This is a genomic window from Halomonas sp. ML-15 (assembly GCF_014779595.1).
Lineage (GTDB): Bacteria > Pseudomonadota > Gammaproteobacteria > Pseudomonadales > Halomonadaceae > Franzmannia.
Genome location: NZ_JACXZT010000018.1, coordinates 49,821 through 65,737, shown reverse-complemented (window position 1 = coordinate 65,737; position 15,917 = coordinate 49,821). Strand labels below are relative to the sequence as shown.

The following is a 15,917-nucleotide window of genomic DNA, read 5'->3' as shown; positions in this document are numbered from 1 at the left end:
GCGTATGACCGCGAGCGAGACCTGGCAGTGGCCGATGGCCGAACTCAGTGCGGGGACGGCCAACCTGATCCTGCTGGGTGTCATTCTGAGTGTCAGCATCGGCGTGGACGCGCTGGCCAGGCGGCTGCGTCTGCCGCGTATCTCGCTGCTGGTGCTGGTCGGCGTGGCCCTGGCGCTTATCCAGCAGCTGCTGCTGGGGCGTGACGGTAGCGCGCCGCTGGGGGCGATGAGCGAGCCGCTGATTCATCTGGCGCTGGTGCTGGTGTCGTTTCTGCTCGGCGGCGAGCTGACCCTGAGGCGGCTGCGCCGCAACGGCTGGCTGTTGGTGGTGATCTCGCTGTCCATCGTGCTGAGCGGGGCGCTGCTGGTCGGGGTGGGGCTGTGGTTATTGGGCTTCCCACTGGTGGTGGTGGTCGCCCTGGCGGCGATCTCGGTGGCCACCGAACCGGCGGAGATCAGCGACGAAGTCTACGCGCGGGGCGATGACCGCCTGCGCGCGCGACTGCTGATGGGCATGGTGGCCATCGACGATGCCTGGGGCATCCTGCTGTTCGGGGTGGCCATGGCGCTGCTCAGCTGGCAGCTGACCGGTGACGGCAGCCTGGCGCTGGCCTATGCCGGCTGGGAGCTGGGCGGGGCACTGCTGCTTGGGTTGGCCATCGGTCTGCCGGCGGCCTGGCTCACCGGCCGCCTGCGGCCGGGGGAGCCGACCCAGGTCGAGGCCTTTGCGCTGATCCTGCTGCTGACGGGGTTCTCCACCTGGCTCGAGGTGTCGGGGCTGCTGGCGGCGATGCTGGCAGGCGCGCTGGTGGCCAACCTCTCCTCCCACCATAAACGCTCGTTTCGTCAGATCGAGCATATCGAGTGGCCGTTCCTGGTGTTCTTCTTCGTGCTTTCCGGGGCGCACATCGACCTTGGCTATATAGGCGCCGCGCTGTGGCTGACGCTGGCCTATATCGTGCTGCGCCTGGCGGGGCGCTTCATGGGTGGGGCGCTGGGGGTGCAGTTGGTGGGGCGTAGCGCCGAGCTGCCCCGGGATATTGGCCTGGCGCTGACGCCCCAGGCCGGCATCGCCATGGGCATGGCGCTGCTGGTGGTCGAGCGCTTCCCCGAGCACCGCTCGCTGCTGCTCTCGGCAGTGGTGGCCTCCACCGTGCTCTTCGAACTGATCGGCCCTTTCCTGATCCGGCGGGTGCTGCGCTGATGGCGTCAATGCACCCGCCGGCCCAGCGCCCACACCTCGTCGATGGCCCAGCCGGTGTCGGAGAGTACCAGCAGGTCGGCGTCAGCGCCCACCCTCAAACGCCCCTTGTGCGGCAGCTTCAGCGCCTCGGCGGCATTGCTGGCCGCGCAAGGCAGCGCCTGCTCCAGCGGGATGTCGTGGTGGGTAACGCACTCGCCGAGCACCTCGAACAGACTGGCCAGGCGTCCGGGCTTGAGGCCGACGAAATGTCGCGCCGCGTCGAACTGCGGCAGTGAGGCGTTGGCATCCGAGGAGAGGCTGACCCGAGCCAGGTCGACGCGGGCATGGCGGGCGCGGGCCACGGCCTCCGAGGCGGCCACCTCGCCGCCGGCGAGCAGCTCATCGGTGGTACTGGTGGTGAAATCGATACGCCCACCTTCACGGGCGAAGCGCAGGCCGTCCTCGAACAGGGCGGGGGTGCGGTTGATATGGGTGGGGTAGAACTGCGACAGCGGAATGGCGCTGCTGCGAGCCACCTCGCGCAGCGGTTCGAGATGGGTCTCGGCATCGCCGGTGTGGATGAAGACGATTCCCGCCTTGCCGGCCAGCAGGCCAGCGGTGCGCGCCTCCGAGGCGAGCCGGGTCAATTCCTGGGCGCTGGGCTGTGAGCCGCGATGATCGCTGATGGCGACCTCGCCGACGCCGATAAACTCGGGGATGAACAGGATATCGCTGGCCACCGAGCCGGTCAGGGTCACCGGGGGCAGCTGATAGGAGCCGGTGTAGGCGTAGACGCTCAGGCCTGCGGCGGCGAGTTCTCGCGCCTTGCCGATCAGATTGGCGGGGGTGCGAGTCAGCGCATCGGTGCCCAGCGCCGCCACCAGGGTGGTGACGCCGGAGGCGAGTGCATCGGCGCTGGTCAGCTCGGCGGTGCGTGTACCGAAGCCGCCTTCGCCGCCGCCGCCGGTGATATGCACCAGCGGGTCGACCAGACCGGGGATCACCCGTCGGCCATCTAGGTCGATCACCTCGACGGCGGACCCGTCAATGGGCGGGGGCTCCTGTGCAGCGCTGATCGCGGCAATGCGCCGGTCGGCAATCAGCAGGTGGCATAGCCCCAGCGGTTCGGGGGCGTAAATGTTGGCGTTCTTGAGCAGTGTCAGCATGGCAGTTCTCTGGGAGGCAGATCACCCATGACGCCGGCCATCTAGCCGGCGCCATGGGGGGCGAGTGACGTTAGAGTTTTACGTCGTAGCTGAAGTACCGCTGCATGATCTCATCATAGGTGCCGTCCTCCTTGAGTGCCGCCAGGGCCTCGTTGAAGCGCTCCGCGAGGGCCTCGTCACGGGGGCGGAAGGCGACGCCGACGCCTTGGCCGAAGATATGCTCGGGCTCCTTGATAAAGTCGCTGATGCGCTGGAAGTCACTACCTTCGGTGTCGATCTCGATGGCCGACTCGGCGATCGGGTAGTCCATGAAGCTCAGATCGAGGCGCCCGGCGCGCAGGTCGGTGACCACGTCGTCGACACCGGTATAGCGGCGAATATCGAGTACGTCGCCATACAGTTCGGTGACGTAGTTGTCCTGCAGGGTAGCGCGCTGAACGCCCACCGTCAGACCAGCAAGGCTGTCGCGATCATCGATATCGATATCATGCTCGTGGGTGGTGATCCAAGCACTGGGGGTGGTGTAGTAGGGCTCGGAGAACAGCACTCGCTGGGCGCGCTCCTCGGTGATCGCCATCGACGACATGATGGCGTCGTAGTTGCGCGCCATCAGGCCGGGAATGATGCCGTCCCAGTCCTGCTCGACCCAGCTGCAGGTGATGTCGAGATAGTCGCAGACGGCCTCGCCGAGTTCGATCTCGAAGCCGGTCAGTTCGCCGTCGGCCTGGCGGTACATGAAGGGTTCGTAGGGAATATCAACGCCGAGGCGAACCTCGTCGTAGTCGCGAGCTTGAGCGGTGCCGGTGATCAGGGTGGCGCCGAGCGTAGCGCTCAGCAGCAGCATGGAATAATGCATGGGAATCTCCATAGGTCTAGGCTTTGTCCGAGAACTGCCTGCGCTCGGCCATACGGCGTTAAAAATCGGCTCAAAGCACTCATTTACAACCCGTAAACTCCGTCTTCTCACCGATTTTTGCCTTGTCTGACCCTCGCTCGTCGACTTTTCAGACAGAGCCTAGGTCGCCGCGCGGTGGCAGCTTGTGATTGTTGGTCACGCGTTGAGTTGGCCGCGGGTAGCGTCAGCGAATCACGTCCTGGGTTAATCCAGAGGTGTCTTTATCGCGACGGCAGTAGCGGTATCAGGCACAGGAGTGCCGAGTGGCCAGGGCTGGCCGAGGGAGAGGGCTATTCGTCGAACCATTCGCTGAGATAGAAGCTCTCAACGAAACTCGTCTGGACGATCCTGGGGTGGACGGTCATGGAAGTGAACCTCTGCAGGTGTCGAAACCACCGTGAAAACATGCGTGATCGGGCCGCGCCTGTCAAGCGCTCCGCCTCACGGCGGGGCCGATCTTCAGGCGCGGTACCCTGGCTTATTCGCTGAAGTAGCGGTCGTGAATTTCGTCGTAGACGCCGCTCTCCTGGAGTTCGGCAAGCGCCTCGTTGAAGCGCTCGGCGAGTGCCTCGTCGCGGGGCCGGAAGGCGATGGCGATGCCGTCACCGAAATACTCGTAGGGCTCGCGAATCATCTCGCCGACCACGCGATAGTCGCCGCGCTCGCTGTCGAGCAGGGTGGTCTTGCCCACCGGATAGTTGACGAATACCAGATCGAGACGCCCCGACTCCATGTCGAGCAGCATGTCGTCGGCGGTGGCGTAGCGGCGCACATTGGCCACGTCGCCGTAGAAGTCGGTGGCGTAGCTGTCCTGCAGGGTGCCGCGCTGCACGCCGAGGGTCAGGCCGTCGAGGGTCTGCTCGTCAGGGGTGTCGATCTCGCTCTCTTCGGGAGCGAACCAGGCCGAGGGGACCGTCAGGTAGGCATCGGAAAACAGTACCTGCTCCCGGCGCTCCTCGTTGATAGTCATCGACGACATGATGGCGTCGTAGTTGCGTGCCATCAGGCCGGGAATGATGCCGTCCCACTGCTGCTCGATCCATTCGCAGGTGATGCCCATCTGCTCGCACAGGGCGTTGCCCAGGTCGATGTCGAAGCCGGTCAGCTCACCGTCCGCAGTGCGGTACTCCATCGGCTCGTAGGGCACGTCGACGCCAAAACGCACGTGGTCGTAGCTGTCGCGGGCCTGGGCGCTGCCGGCGACCAGGGCGGCGCCAAGCAGGGTGATGCCAAGATAGCGGTACATGGAAACGTCCTTATTATTGTGAATAAAGATAAGCGGTGCCGGCCTTGCAGGCGCAAGGCCGGCGGCAACGGCAGGTGGAGAAACGCGCCCGGCGGGGCCGGGAGCGCATCGCGAGATTACTCGTCGTCGCTGAAATAGCGCTCGTAGATCTCGTCGTAGGTGCCGTCGTCCTGCAGGGTGGCCAAGGCCTCGTTGAAGCGCTCGGCGAGCGCCTCGTCGCGCTGGCGGAAGGCGATGCCGAAGCCGTCACCGAAGTACTCCTTGGGCTCGGTGAGCATCTCGCCGACGACTTTGTAGTCGCGGCTTTCGCTGTCGAGCAGCGTCGACTTGCCCACCGGGTAGTCGAGGAACAGGATATCCAGGCGCCCGGCTTCCATGTCCAGCACCATGTCGTCGGCGGTGGAGTAGCGGCTGACGCTGGCCACGCTGCCAAACATGTCGGTGGCGAAGTTGTCCTGCAGGGTACCGCGCTGCACGCCGATGGTCTTGCCGTCGAGGCTCTCTTCGGTGGCGTCTTCAAGCTCGCTGTCTGCTGGCGCGAACCAGGCCGACGGCGGAGTGAAGTAGGGGTCGGAGAAGAGCACCGTCTGGCGACGCTCGTCGTTGATGGTCATCGACGACATGATGGCGTCATAGTTGCGCGACATCAGGCCGGGGATGATGCCGTCCCACTCCTGTACGATCCACTCGCAGGTGATGCCGATCTCCTCGCACAGGGCGTTGCCCAGGTCGATATCGAAACCGGTCAGTTCACCGTCCGGGGTGCGGTACTCCATCGGCTCGTAGGGCACGTCGACGCCGAAGCGCACGTGGTCGTAATCGCGGGCCTGGGCGGTGCCGGCGACCATGGCAGCGCCGAGAATCGAGATGGTAAGCAGTTTTTTCATGGTGCATTTCCCTGTTGTTGTCGGGGTCACCCGAAGGTGAGAACTCGGCTACATTAGCGCAGCACGCGGTGAGCCGGAAGAGGGAAAGTGGCCTTGCCAGGCCAATTTCCCAACGCTCGTTTGACGGCGTCACCGTCATGCCGGCCTGAGGTGCGCCAGCAGCCGCTTCTCGAGAAAGCGGAAGAAGTAGAGGATGGCGAAGGTCAGGCACAGGTAGATCGCCGCCACGAACAGGAAGGCCTCGAACGGCGCATAGAAACGCGCATAGACGAAGCGTGCTGCCCCGGTCAGGTCCATCAGCGTGACCACGCTGGCAATCGCGCTGGCGTGGAGCATGAAGATCACCTCGTTGCCGTAGGCCGGCAGCGCGCGACGAAAGGCACTGGGTAGCACGATACGTCGCATCATCAGGGCGTTGGACATGCCGTAGGCGCGGGCCGCCTCGATCTCGCCGCGGGCGGTGGCCTTGATCGCGCCGCGGAATATCTCGGTGGTATAGGCGGCGGTATTGAGGGTGAAGGCGATCAGCGCCGGGAAGAAGGCTTCACGCAGCAGCGGCCAGAAGATCGACTCCTGGATGCCGTCCACGAACACCACCCCGTAGTAGATGATATAGAGCTGGATCAGCAGCGGGGTGCCGCGGAAGACATAGGTGTAGGCGTAGATCGGCAGGCTGATCCAGCGGTGCCGGGAGCTGCGGCCGATGGCCAGCGGTACTGCCAGTACCAGGCCGGCGAGCAGCGACAGGAACACCAGTTGGGAGGTGGTCACCAGGCCGTCCCAGTAGTAACCCAGGGTCTGCGGGGTGAAGATCAGGTTGCCGTCGAGCAGGTCGGTAAACCAGGTCGTGAGTTCCATGTCAGTGCCCTCCGAAGCCGACGTTGTAGCGCTTCTGCAGCCGCGCGAAGAGCCACTCCGAGACGCTGGCGATCAGCAGGTAGATGGCCGCGACTGGCAGCAGGAAGGTAAAGGGCTCATGGGTGGCGCGGGACGCCTCGGCGGCCACCCGCACCATATCCGAGAGGCCGATTACCGAGACCAGCGCGGTGGTCTTGAGCAGTACCATCCAGTTGTTGGAGAGGCCGGGCAGGGCGTGGCGCATCATCAGCGGGAAGCGGATGCGTCGGAACACCAGCCAGTCGCTCATGCCGTAGGCTTTACCGGCCTCGATCTGGCCGCCGTCGACGGCCAGGAAGGCACCGCGAAAGGTCTCGCCCATATAGGCGCCGAAGATGAAGCCGATGGTGATCACCCCGGCGGCAAAGGCGTTGAGATTGATGTACCAGTCCACCCCGAAGCGGTCGTAGAGGGCGTCGGTGGCCACGTTGAGGGCCATCTGGCCGCCGAAGAACAGCAGCATCATCAGCACCAGATCGGGCACGCCACGGATCACCGTGGTGTAGAGGGTGGCGAGCTTGTGCAGCAGCCAGCTGCGCGACATCTTGGCGCTGGCGGTGAGCAGCCCCAGCACGATGGCCAGGATCAGCGACAGCAGCGCCAGCGAAATGGTGACCCCGGCGCCTTCGATCAGCCGCGGGCCATAGCCTTGCAGGTCAAGCATGGGAAATCTCCCGCGGTCAGTACTTGGGCGCCAGGAACTGCTTGAGGCGCGGCGAGCTTGGGTTGGTCAGCACGTCCTGCGGCGGGCCGGCTTCTTCGACCAGGCCTTGATGCAGGTAGATCACCTGGCTGGAGACATCCCGTGCAAAGCCCATCTCGTGGGTCACCACCACCATGGTCCGGCCCTCGTCGGCCAGGCCATGCATCACCTTGAGCACATCGCCGACCAGCTCCGGATCGAGCGCCGAGGTGGGCTCGTCGAACAGCATCACCTCGGGGTCCATGGCGAGCGCCCGAGCGATCGCTCCACGCTGCTGCTGGCCACCCGACATCTGCGCCGGATAGGCGTTGGCCCGTGCGGTCAGGCCGACCCGCTCGAGCAGCGCATTGGCCTGCTCGATGGCCTCTTTCCTGGGCTTGCCGAGCACGTGGATGGGGGCCTCGATGATGTTCTCGAGCAGCGTCATATGCGCCCACAGGTTAAAGCTCTGGAAGACCATCGACAGCTTGGCGCGCATGCGCACCACCTGTTTCCAGTCGGCCGGCTCGCGGCCACGCCGGGTCTGCTTGAAGAGGATCTCTTCGCCGTGCATCAGCAGGTCGCCCTCATCGGGCTGCTCGAGCAGGTTCATGCAGCGCAGAAAGGTGCTCTTGCCGGAGCCGGAGGCGCCAATCAAGGTGATGACGTCGCCCTTGTGGGCTTGCAGCGAGAGACCTTTGAGTACCTCGGTATCGCCGAAGCGCTTCTTGATATTGCGCGCTTCGAGGGGCATTGGCGTTGCGGCCATGACAATGAGCTCCAGTACATGGGCCGAGGGCGGGCCCTGATTCAGAGTGGTTAGCGTGAGCGTGGCTGGCGCGAAAAGGGGGCGATTCTACCAGGCCAGCAGACCGCAAACAGGGCCGATCTCGGGGAGCTTTGTTAGACGTTGGTCTTGGGTGGTGAGGAAGGGGATCATCGTAAATCTCCAAGCTGTTGTTGTAATGTAGAAAATCATCTTGCCTAAGTGTGAATCATTAAACGGAACGACTAGTCGATGCCATCTGCCGGTGCCTCGGTTGCTTTTACCAGCAGCGCTGCGCGGGCACCCAGCTCGACCTCGGCATTGGGGAATACCACCGCCAGCGGCTGGTCGCCGACCACGCAGTCACCTGCCACGGCGTCATGGGCCAGGCGAGTGCCGGGAGGGAATTCCGTGAAGTTGGCCACATCGTCGGCGAAGCACAGGCTGAACTCCTCGGCCTGACGCATCAGCTCCTGCTCGACACGGAAGAAGGCCATGCGCCGAGGGTCGCCGCGCGGCGGCTCGCGTCCCTCCAGCAGGGCGTCGAGCAGGTGGCGCAGTGGTCGCAGGGCGGCCATGTCATTGTGGCCGAAGGGGGCGACACGGCCCAGCTCGAGGGTGAACGCCTGGGCGCCATGGTAGTGCTTCGAGTAATGGGAAAAGGTCCAGCTGCGCTGATGCTGATGGAGTACCGCCTGCATCTCGGCGGCGGCAAACCACTGCCACTGCTCGGCCGACGTGCTGGTATCGGCAAACGGCTCCACCACGAAGCGCGGGTAGCGGCTGTTGCGGATGGCGGTATGCAGGTCGTAGTGCAGTCGCGGTCGGTCGGCGTGGCGCTGGAAGAAGGTATCGACGCTAGCCATCAGCGCCCGCGCTCGCTCGGGTTCGTCGCCCTCGAGGGCCAGATCGCGGCGAAACAGCCGGTTGAGATTGGTGCTGATAAAGCGCTGCGATTGGCGAATCGCCGGGATATTGCCCAGCAGTATCAGCAGCGGTGCGCCGAGTGACAGCTTGCCGGCCTCGAGGCGGGCCAGTAGCTCGCCGATCAGTTCGATGGGGGCGGTTTCATTGCCGTGAATACCGGCGGAGATCACGCAGGCGAAGGCGCCGGGGCTGGGGGCGTCCGGCGTCAGCTCGAGAATGCCGGCGGAGTGGCAGCGATAGCTGCCGGATGCCAAGCGGCCCTCAAGGGCGCCGCTGGCGTTGCCGTCCAGGGTTAAATCGAGCCAGTCGCTGAGCATACCGTGATCTCGTGTCGTGTGGCCGGGATGTGCCCCACCATCCAAGTCACTGATCATGTCGGCAAGCGTTCACGTCGAGCTGGTGAAAAAGCCGGGTGCCATAATGAAAACCCGGCGTGCCTCAGCGAGAGGGGCAGGCCTCCCCCTGTTCGACCTCGATCAGCTCTTCGACGGCGAAGTCGAGGCGTTCGGCGCTGTCGCGCAGCCGTTGGTAGGTCGCGTCATCGAGCTCGGGGGCGCGGGCCAGTATCCACAGATAGTTGCGGTTGGGGCCCGACACCAGGGCGTGTTGATAGTCGTCGTCGAGCTCGAGGATATTATAGCCGCCGAAGAAGGGCCCGAAGAAGCTCACCTTGAGGCGCCCCACGTCCTCGTCATCGACAAAGTAGGCACGCCCTTCGGCCTCGTCCCACTCCTGTTCATCGAGGTTGTAGCCGCGGTTGATGACGCGTACGCCGTCGTCGCTGCGCATCGAGTAGTCGGCGGTGACGCAGTCCAGGCCGCGTTCGAAGGAGTGGTCCAGGCGCGCGATCTCGTACCACTGTCCCAGGTAGCGTTCCAGCTCGAAGCCGGTGACCGGCTGGGTGCCGCTGGGCATGCCGGTGCAGCCCGCCAGGAGCAGGGCCATGGTCGTGGGAGCGGCGAGGGCTAGCTTTCGGTGCTTAAGCAGCTGCGTCATGCCTGGCGCAGCCGAGACACTGTCTGATGGCGGCGGCGCTGGGCTACAAGGGTCGTTGTCACGGGTAAGGCTCCTTCGCGTTGTGTGGTGGCAGAGACACCCCGGGGCCAGCAGGGGTTCCCGACCAGGGATGCGTCGATAAAATCGCACCGAGCTGTCGAAATCATTCGCTTTTTCTCATTCATGGCTGCGCTATCGTATCGCTTATTCATCAATCAACGCTGTGAGGTTTATCGCGATGACCAAGGTACTGGTACTTTACTACTCCATGTATGGACACATTGACACCATGGCCAAGGCAGTGGCCGAAGGCGCCGCCAAAGTTGCGGGAGTCGAGGTGACCGTAAAACGGGTCCCCGAAACCATGAGCGCCGAGGCGTTCGCCAATGCCGGTGGCCAGCAGGACCAGACAACACCAGAGGCCTCCCCCGGCGAACTGGCCGACTACGACGCGATCATCTTCGGCACGCCGACCCGTTTCGGCAATATGGCCGGCCAGATGCGCACCTTCCTCGACCAGACCGGCGGCCTGTGGGCCAAGGGCGCGCTGCGCGGCAAGGTGGCCAGCGTCTTCACTTCCACCGGTACCGGCGGCGGTGACGAGATGACCATCACTTCGACCTGGACCACCCTGGCCCACCACGGCATGGTGATCGTGCCGATCGGCTACGGCATCGAGGAGCAGTTCGATATCTCCAAGGTCAGCGGCGGTACGCCATACGGCGCCGCGACCCTGGCCGGCGGCGACGGCTCGCGTCAGCCCGATGAGCGCGAACTGAAGATCGCCCGCTTCCAGGGCGAGCACGTGGCCGGTATCGCCGCCAAGCTGGCGAGCTGATCAAGCCTGCGTCACCCTCGCGGCGGCCTCGATCCGCTGCTGCAAGCATGCCCCCGTCAGCTCGCGCTGGCGGGGGCATCGTCGTCTAGTAACTGGGTGGCGATAAACATCACGTGGCCGCTGCTAATCGACGCCCTCGCAGCAGGTAGCTGAGCGGATGCAGTATCAGCCAGGCGGCGATGGCCAGGCCAATCACTGCCCCGATCAGCGCTACCCAGTCGAAGGCGGTAACCACGTAGGCAAGTTGCGAGTTGGTGAAGGCGGGTATCCACCACAGCCCGGTGAGGCCCGCCGCCAGCGCCGCCAGGTTGGCACCCAGGCAGCGATAGCTGAAGGTACGGTAGCCGCGTAGGCGAGCAACCAGTTGGATGGTCACCAGCAGCGCTACTCCGGCTACGATCAGCCACAGGAAGGGGGCCAGCGCGTAGATCAGAATGGTCAGTGCACCTTGAATCGTCATTGTCCTGTCTCCTCAGGCCTGGCCTTCCAGCACGGCGTAGTAGGCTGGCTGCAGCATGCGATCCTTCATCGTCCAGGCCACCCAGGACTCGTCGCGCGGATCGATGAACGGGAAGGAGGGCAGAAACGCCAGGTCGTTGTCGTAGCCGAACTCCACCAGCATCGCTTTGCCGATACCGGTAATCATCGGGCAGGAGGTGTAGCCGTTGTGGCGGAGCGGCAGCGGCTGGTTCTGCATCTGGGCCAGCAGGTTGTCCTCCACCACCGGAGCCTGTGCCTTGACGCTGGCGGCGGTCTTGTTGATCGGTGCGCCGATCACGTCGCCGATGCCAAACACTTCCGGGTAGCGGTTGTGCTGCAGGGTATGGATGTCGACATCCAGCCACTCGCCGCGGAAGGGGCCATCCTGTGCGATCAGGTCGCTCTCCTTGACGAAATCCGGTGCGCTCATGGGGGGCACCACGTGGATGAAGTCGTAGTCGGCGATCACCTTGCGCTGGCCCTCCTCTGAGAATTCCGCCTCGCGTAGCTCATGGTGGGAGGTGAACTCACTGTCGGGACCGACGAAAGCGAACTCTGCCTGACGGGCGCCGGGATCGATGGCGGAGAGCCGATAGTGGTGGCGTCGGGTGACGCCCTGGTCGTCGAAGCGCTGCTTGACGAAATCGTTGACCCAGGGCTGGCTGAATAGCGCCGCGCCGGGGGCCATGAACTCGACCTGGAAGTCGTCGCGGTGGCCGCTGTTCTCCAGACGGGACAGCGTCGTGAACGTCATCTTAAGCGGGGCGCCGGCACACTTCACCGGTGTGGGGGCCGCCGTAAAGATGCCCTTGCCACTGCCCTGAGCAATCCAGGCGTCGATGGCATCGCGGGTGCGAGTGGCACCCTCTAGGCTGGCATAGACGCTGCCAATACCCTGGGTGCCGACCAGCTCGGGCGACATCCCGTCGATCAGGTGATAATTGAGCTGAAGTCCGGTGGCCACGATGAGGTAGTCGTAGTCGAGTGATGAGCCATCCTCCAGCTCGACTCGGCGATTGGCCGCATCGATGCCGGCGGCAGGCTGGCGAACCCAGTAGACGCCGGCTGGCACGAAGCGGGCATTCGGTCGCATGGTCTTTTCGGGGAGCCAGACGCCGGAGGCCACCAGGGTCCAGCCTGGCTGGTAGTGGTGAATCTCGCGGGGTTCGACGAGCGAGATCCGCGCACCGTCGAGGCGGCGGGACAGGCGATTGGCCATCGCCATGCCTGCGGCGCCACCGCCGAGGATGACGACGCGAGCGTTAGTGGAGAGTGGCCTGGCGTGAAGGCCGGAAGAGTAGAGTAGGCCTGCAGCACCGGCGCCTGCGCTCCACTTGAGGAACTGGCGCCGATCCAGGCGTGATAGGTCGGAGTTGTGTCGAGGCATGGGCGGCGGGTCTCCAGCGGGAAGTTAACCAGTCTGTTTCGGTTATATTCTTATAACCTATTCCCTTTTCGCCGCCGCCGCCTGCTGTATTGTGCGTTATGTTGACGCAGGTCAACTATCCTGTTGCACCTAATATTTAGCCGATGCGCTCTGCAATAGCCCGCCCCAGGCTTTCGGTGCTGCCCTGGCCGCCGATATCCGGCGTCAGCACGCTCTGGTCACCGCTGGCGAGCACCGCTTCAATGGCCTTGAGCATGGCATCGGCGGCGTCCTGATGGCCGAGATGCTCGAGCATCATGGCGCCTGACCAGATCTGGCCGATGGGGTTGGCGATGCCCTTGCCGGCGATATCCGGGGCGCTACCGTGAACCGGCTCGAACAGGCTGGGGAACTTGCCCTCCGGATTGATATTGGCCGAGGGGGCGATACCGATGGTGCCGGTGCAGGCGGGGCCGAGGTCGGAGAGGATGTCGCCGAACAGGTTGCTGCCCACCACCACGTCGAACCAGTCGGGGTGCAATACGAAGTTGGCGGTCAGTATATCGATGTGGAACTTGTCCACGGCGATCTCGGGGTAGCCCTTGGCCATGGCCTCCACGCGCTCGTCCCAGTAGGGCATGGTGATCGAGATGCCGTTGGACTTGGTGGCAGAGGTGAGCTTTTTTCTGGGGCGGGTGGCTGCCAGGTCGAAGGCGTACTTGAGCACCCGGTCGACGCCGGTGCGGGTCATGACGGTGTCCTGAATCACCACCTCGCGGTCGGTGCCCTCGAACATCTTGCCGCCGACGCTGGAGTACTCGCCCTCGGTGTTCTCGCGGACCACGTAGAAGTCGATGTCGCCGGGCTCGCGGCCGGCCAGCGGGCTCTTGATGCCGGGCATCAGCTTGCAGGGGCGCAGGTTGATGTACTGGTCGAACTGCCGGCGGAACTGCAGCAGCGAGCCCCACAGCGAGATGTGGTCGGGCACCTTCTCCGGCCAGCCCACCGCGCCATAGAACAGCGCGTCGAAGTCCTTGAGCTGCTCGAACCAGTCGTCGGGCAGCATCTTGCCGTGTTCGAGATAGTAGTCGCAGCTGCCGAACTCGAAGGTCTGGCAGTCGAGGTCGATGTTGAAGCGCTTGGCGGCGGCCTCGAGGGCGCGCAGGCCTTCGGGAATGACTTCGGTGCCGATGCCATCGCCGGCAATGACGGCAATACGTTGGGCCATGAGGGTCTCCTGTGTCTGAACGGGCGTGCTCCTGCAGTCTAGTCTCTATGCCCAGTGGGATAATCGGGCTATCGTGCAAGGCATTGTTGCGTGAAAGTGGAGGGTGGCGCTTTGCCCGTCTCGTCACGCAGTGTAGACCGTCGAAGGTCGGCGTCATGAGGCATGCCCCCTTGAGAGGGCTGGCCGAGGCGAGATCGGATGGCGCCGGATTGGCGAGCTTTCTGCTATGGTAAGCGACTCACGTGCCAGCAAAGGGTCAACGCGAGGATGCTGTCTGCATGACCGTCACGAAACCGTCCTTCGTCACGCGGGTCAGGATGGCCCTGCCTAACCTGCATCCCACCGAACGCCGCCTGGCCGAGTTCATTCTCGAGTTTCCTGGTGAGCTGGCCAGCTATACGGCGTCCGAGCTGTCTGGTTTGGCCAATGTCTCCAATGCCACGGTAACGCGATTTATCAAGAAACTGGGCTATCGCTCTTACGAGGAGGCGCGCCAGCATGTGCGCGCCAATCGTGAAGAAGGGGCCGCGCTGCTGCTGGTCGAGGGCAAGCAGGTTGACTCCGAGAACAGCCTTTTCCTGCAGCACATTGGCCAGGGCATCACCAATCTGCAGCAGATCGGGGCGTCCATCTCCCAGCAGCAGGTGGATGATGTCGCCCAGGCCATGCTGTCGGCACGGCGGGTATGGATCATCGGGTTCCGCAGTAGCCACGCCTTTGCCGAATACCTCAACTGGCAAATTCTGCAAGTGATCGAACATACCGCGCTGTTACCCAAGGCGGCAGAGACCCTGGCGGAGAGCTTGATCAGCATCACGGCCGAAGACTGCGTGGTGCTCTATGGCATGAAGCGGCGAGCTGCCCAGCTGGATGGTGTGATTCAACAGCTGGAGCGTCGCGGGCCTCGGGTACTCTATATTACCGATGAGAGCGCACCCGAGCAGCCAGGCCTCACCTGGCACTTCCGCTGCCGCACCACTGCCTCGGGCCCTCTGTTCAACCATGTAGCGGTGCTGGCGATCAGTCACTATCTCGCCACCCGGGTGCTGGAGCTGTCCGGCGTCGAAGGTCGTCAGCGGTTGAGCGGGATTGAGGCGATTCACGAGGCGCTCGACGAGTTGCAGTGAGCCCGACTGGTGCATTGACGGGTGGCAGTGCACGCCCATTGTGCAGATTTTACATACCCTAAACATGATATCAGCGCTGCCGTGACGGTGAATTCATGGCCAACGTGCTTGAAATAAACGTAAAAAAATATTTTCACAGATCTTTGGCATGAAAAGTGTATTTCCTTTGGTGTCTGTCGTCGGCATTTCAATCAACAACACCAAAGGTTCAACCATGATGACTCATGCGCACTTCCCACGTTTCAAGCTGACCCATCTCGCGGCTGCCACCTCTCTGGCAGCACTGGCTGCCGCACCGTTGGCCTTCGCCAGTCCCATCGAGATCCAGATCAACAGCACTCACTCGTCGGGCTCCTTCGCCCACACCTTCCTGGAGGAGTTCAGCGAACGTCTGGAGGAAGATTCGCCGGGACGCTTCAATGTGCGTCTGTTTATGGGCGGCACACTGGGCGGCGAGGATGACGTGCTTCAGGGACTTGGTATGGGCACCCATCATGCCTCCCTGGCGGCGTCGGCCACGTCGCAGTTCAATGCCAGAACCGGCATTTTCGATCTGCCCTACCTGTTCGAGGACCGCGACGATGTCGCCTACTTCGTCGACAGCGACGCGGGTGACATGCTGCGTGAAGGCTTCGAGGGCACCGGCATGCGCCTGCTGGCGATGTGGGACAACGGCTTTCGCAATATCACCAACAACGTCCGCCCGGTGGTGGTGCCTGAGGATCTGGACGGCCTGCGCATCCGCACCCCGAACAACCGCCAGCGGGTGACCATGTTCAACCACCTGGGGGCCAATGCCACGCCGCTAGCCTTCGGCGAGGTCTACTCGGCCCTGGACCAGGGCGTGATCGATGGTCAGGAGAATCCCGCCCACGTGGTGCAGACAGCACGCCTCGATGAAGTGCAGGACTACCTCTCGGTCTCCAACCATGTCTACTTGCCCACCTTCCTGCTGTTCGGTGAGCCCTTCCTGAACAGTCTGGACGAGGAGGACGTCGAGGTGCTGGAGCGTGTGGCCCAGGAGATGGCCTCCTGGACCTTTACCTGGGGTGAAGAGACCGATGCCGCGGTGCTGGCCGAGCTGGAAGGCAGTATCGAGGTGAGCGAGATCGACTTCGCGGCCTTCCAGGAAATGGCTGCCGCGCTCTACGAGGATCCCGTCTTCGTCGATGCCATCGGTCAGGACATGATCGATGTCACGCTCGATGTCATGAGCCAACGCTAAGTAAATTC

16 protein-coding genes are annotated in these 15,917 nt (G+C 63.7%); 4 read left to right on the top strand and 12 right to left on the bottom strand.

Annotation, left to right across the window (positions count from 1 at the left end; genetic code table 11):
- The first annotated feature begins 4 nt into the window (after positions 1-4).
- The gene (locus IEI94_RS11035; RefSeq protein ID WP_191167366.1) at positions 5-1,204 is read left to right on the top strand and encodes a cation:proton antiporter; all 1,200 of its coding nucleotides are present in this window, start codon (positions 5-7) and stop codon (positions 1,202-1,204) included.
- Between the two features lie 5 nt (positions 1,205-1,209).
- Here IEI94_RS11035 and iadA read toward each other — a convergent pair whose 3' ends face one another.
- The 9 genes from iadA to IEI94_RS10990 all read right to left on the bottom strand — a co-directional run bounded on the left by iadA (position 1,210) and on the right by IEI94_RS10990 (position 9,594).
- The gene (gene iadA / locus IEI94_RS11030) at positions 1,210-2,349 is read right to left on the bottom strand and encodes a beta-aspartyl-peptidase (protein ID WP_191167365.1); all 1,140 of its coding nucleotides are present in this window, start codon (positions 2,347-2,349) and stop codon (positions 1,210-1,212) included.
- Positions 2,350-2,419: 70 nt separating this feature from the next.
- Positions 2,420-3,205, bottom strand: coding sequence for a transporter substrate-binding domain-containing protein (locus IEI94_RS11025; RefSeq protein ID WP_191167364.1), 786 nt, complete (start codon positions 3,203-3,205; stop codon positions 2,420-2,422).
- 517 nt (positions 3,206-3,722) lie between these two features.
- Positions 3,723-4,490, bottom strand: coding sequence for a transporter substrate-binding domain-containing protein (locus tag IEI94_RS11020; protein WP_191167363.1), 768 nt, complete (start codon positions 4,488-4,490; stop codon positions 3,723-3,725).
- A 116-nt stretch (positions 4,491-4,606) separates the two neighbouring features.
- A complete protein-coding gene (locus IEI94_RS11015) occupies positions 4,607-5,377 on the bottom strand; it encodes a transporter substrate-binding domain-containing protein (protein WP_191167362.1) in 771 nt (256 codons plus the stop codon).
- 135 nt (positions 5,378-5,512) lie between these two features.
- On the bottom strand, positions 5,513-6,235 hold the full coding sequence (locus tag IEI94_RS11010) for an ABC transporter permease (protein ID WP_191167361.1): 723 nt from the start codon (positions 6,233-6,235) through the stop codon (positions 5,513-5,515).
- A 1-nt stretch (position 6,236) separates the two neighbouring features.
- Positions 6,237-6,938 carry an ABC transporter permease gene (locus tag IEI94_RS11005; RefSeq protein WP_191167360.1) on the bottom strand — a complete coding sequence of 234 codons (702 nt, stop codon included), beginning with the start codon at positions 6,936-6,938 and terminating at the stop codon, positions 6,237-6,239.
- A 16-nt stretch (positions 6,939-6,954) separates the two neighbouring features.
- Positions 6,955-7,725, bottom strand: coding sequence for an ABC transporter ATP-binding protein (locus IEI94_RS11000; RefSeq protein WP_191167359.1), 771 nt, complete (start codon positions 7,723-7,725; stop codon positions 6,955-6,957).
- 242 nt (positions 7,726-7,967) lie between these two features.
- Complete coding sequence (locus IEI94_RS10995; protein ID WP_191167358.1) at positions 7,968-8,966, bottom strand: succinylglutamate desuccinylase; 999 nt, start codon at positions 8,964-8,966, stop codon at positions 7,968-7,970.
- Positions 8,967-9,087: 121 nt separating this feature from the next.
- Positions 9,088-9,594, bottom strand: a complete 507-nt coding sequence (locus IEI94_RS10990; RefSeq protein WP_191167357.1) for a lipocalin family protein — start codon at positions 9,592-9,594, stop codon at positions 9,088-9,090.
- A gap of 289 nt (positions 9,595-9,883) precedes the next feature.
- Between IEI94_RS10990 and wrbA the strand changes: the two genes are divergently transcribed.
- Positions 9,884-10,483 (top strand): NAD(P)H:quinone oxidoreductase, encoded by a 600-nt coding sequence (gene wrbA, locus IEI94_RS10985; RefSeq protein ID WP_191167356.1) that lies wholly within the window; start codon positions 9,884-9,886, stop codon positions 10,481-10,483.
- Positions 10,484-10,592: 109 nt separating this feature from the next.
- Here the strand turns inward: wrbA and IEI94_RS10980 are convergent, their stop codons facing one another.
- The 3 genes from IEI94_RS10980 to IEI94_RS10970 all read right to left on the bottom strand — a co-directional run bounded on the left by IEI94_RS10980 (position 10,593) and on the right by IEI94_RS10970 (position 13,557).
- Positions 10,593-10,943, bottom strand: a complete 351-nt coding sequence (locus tag IEI94_RS10980) for a hypothetical protein (protein WP_191167355.1) — start codon at positions 10,941-10,943, stop codon at positions 10,593-10,595.
- A gap of 12 nt (positions 10,944-10,955) precedes the next feature.
- Positions 10,956-12,350: an FAD-dependent oxidoreductase gene (locus tag IEI94_RS10975; protein ID WP_191167354.1), complete on the bottom strand. Its 1,395-nt coding sequence runs from the start codon at positions 12,348-12,350 to the stop codon at positions 10,956-10,958.
- Positions 12,351-12,486: 136 nt separating this feature from the next.
- Complete coding sequence (locus tag IEI94_RS10970; RefSeq protein WP_191167353.1) at positions 12,487-13,557, bottom strand: tartrate dehydrogenase; 1,071 nt, start codon at positions 13,555-13,557, stop codon at positions 12,487-12,489.
- 278 nt (positions 13,558-13,835) lie between these two features.
- Between IEI94_RS10970 and IEI94_RS10965 the strand changes: the two genes are divergently transcribed.
- Both IEI94_RS10965 and IEI94_RS10960 read left to right on the top strand, forming a co-directional pair.
- On the top strand, positions 13,836-14,684 hold the full coding sequence (locus tag IEI94_RS10965; RefSeq protein ID WP_191167352.1) for a MurR/RpiR family transcriptional regulator: 849 nt from the start codon (positions 13,836-13,838) through the stop codon (positions 14,682-14,684).
- Positions 14,685-14,898: 214 nt separating this feature from the next.
- Positions 14,899-15,909 (top strand): TRAP transporter substrate-binding protein, encoded by a 1,011-nt coding sequence (locus IEI94_RS10960; protein WP_224750079.1) that lies wholly within the window; start codon positions 14,899-14,901, stop codon positions 15,907-15,909.
- Positions 15,910-15,917 lie beyond the last annotated feature (8 nt).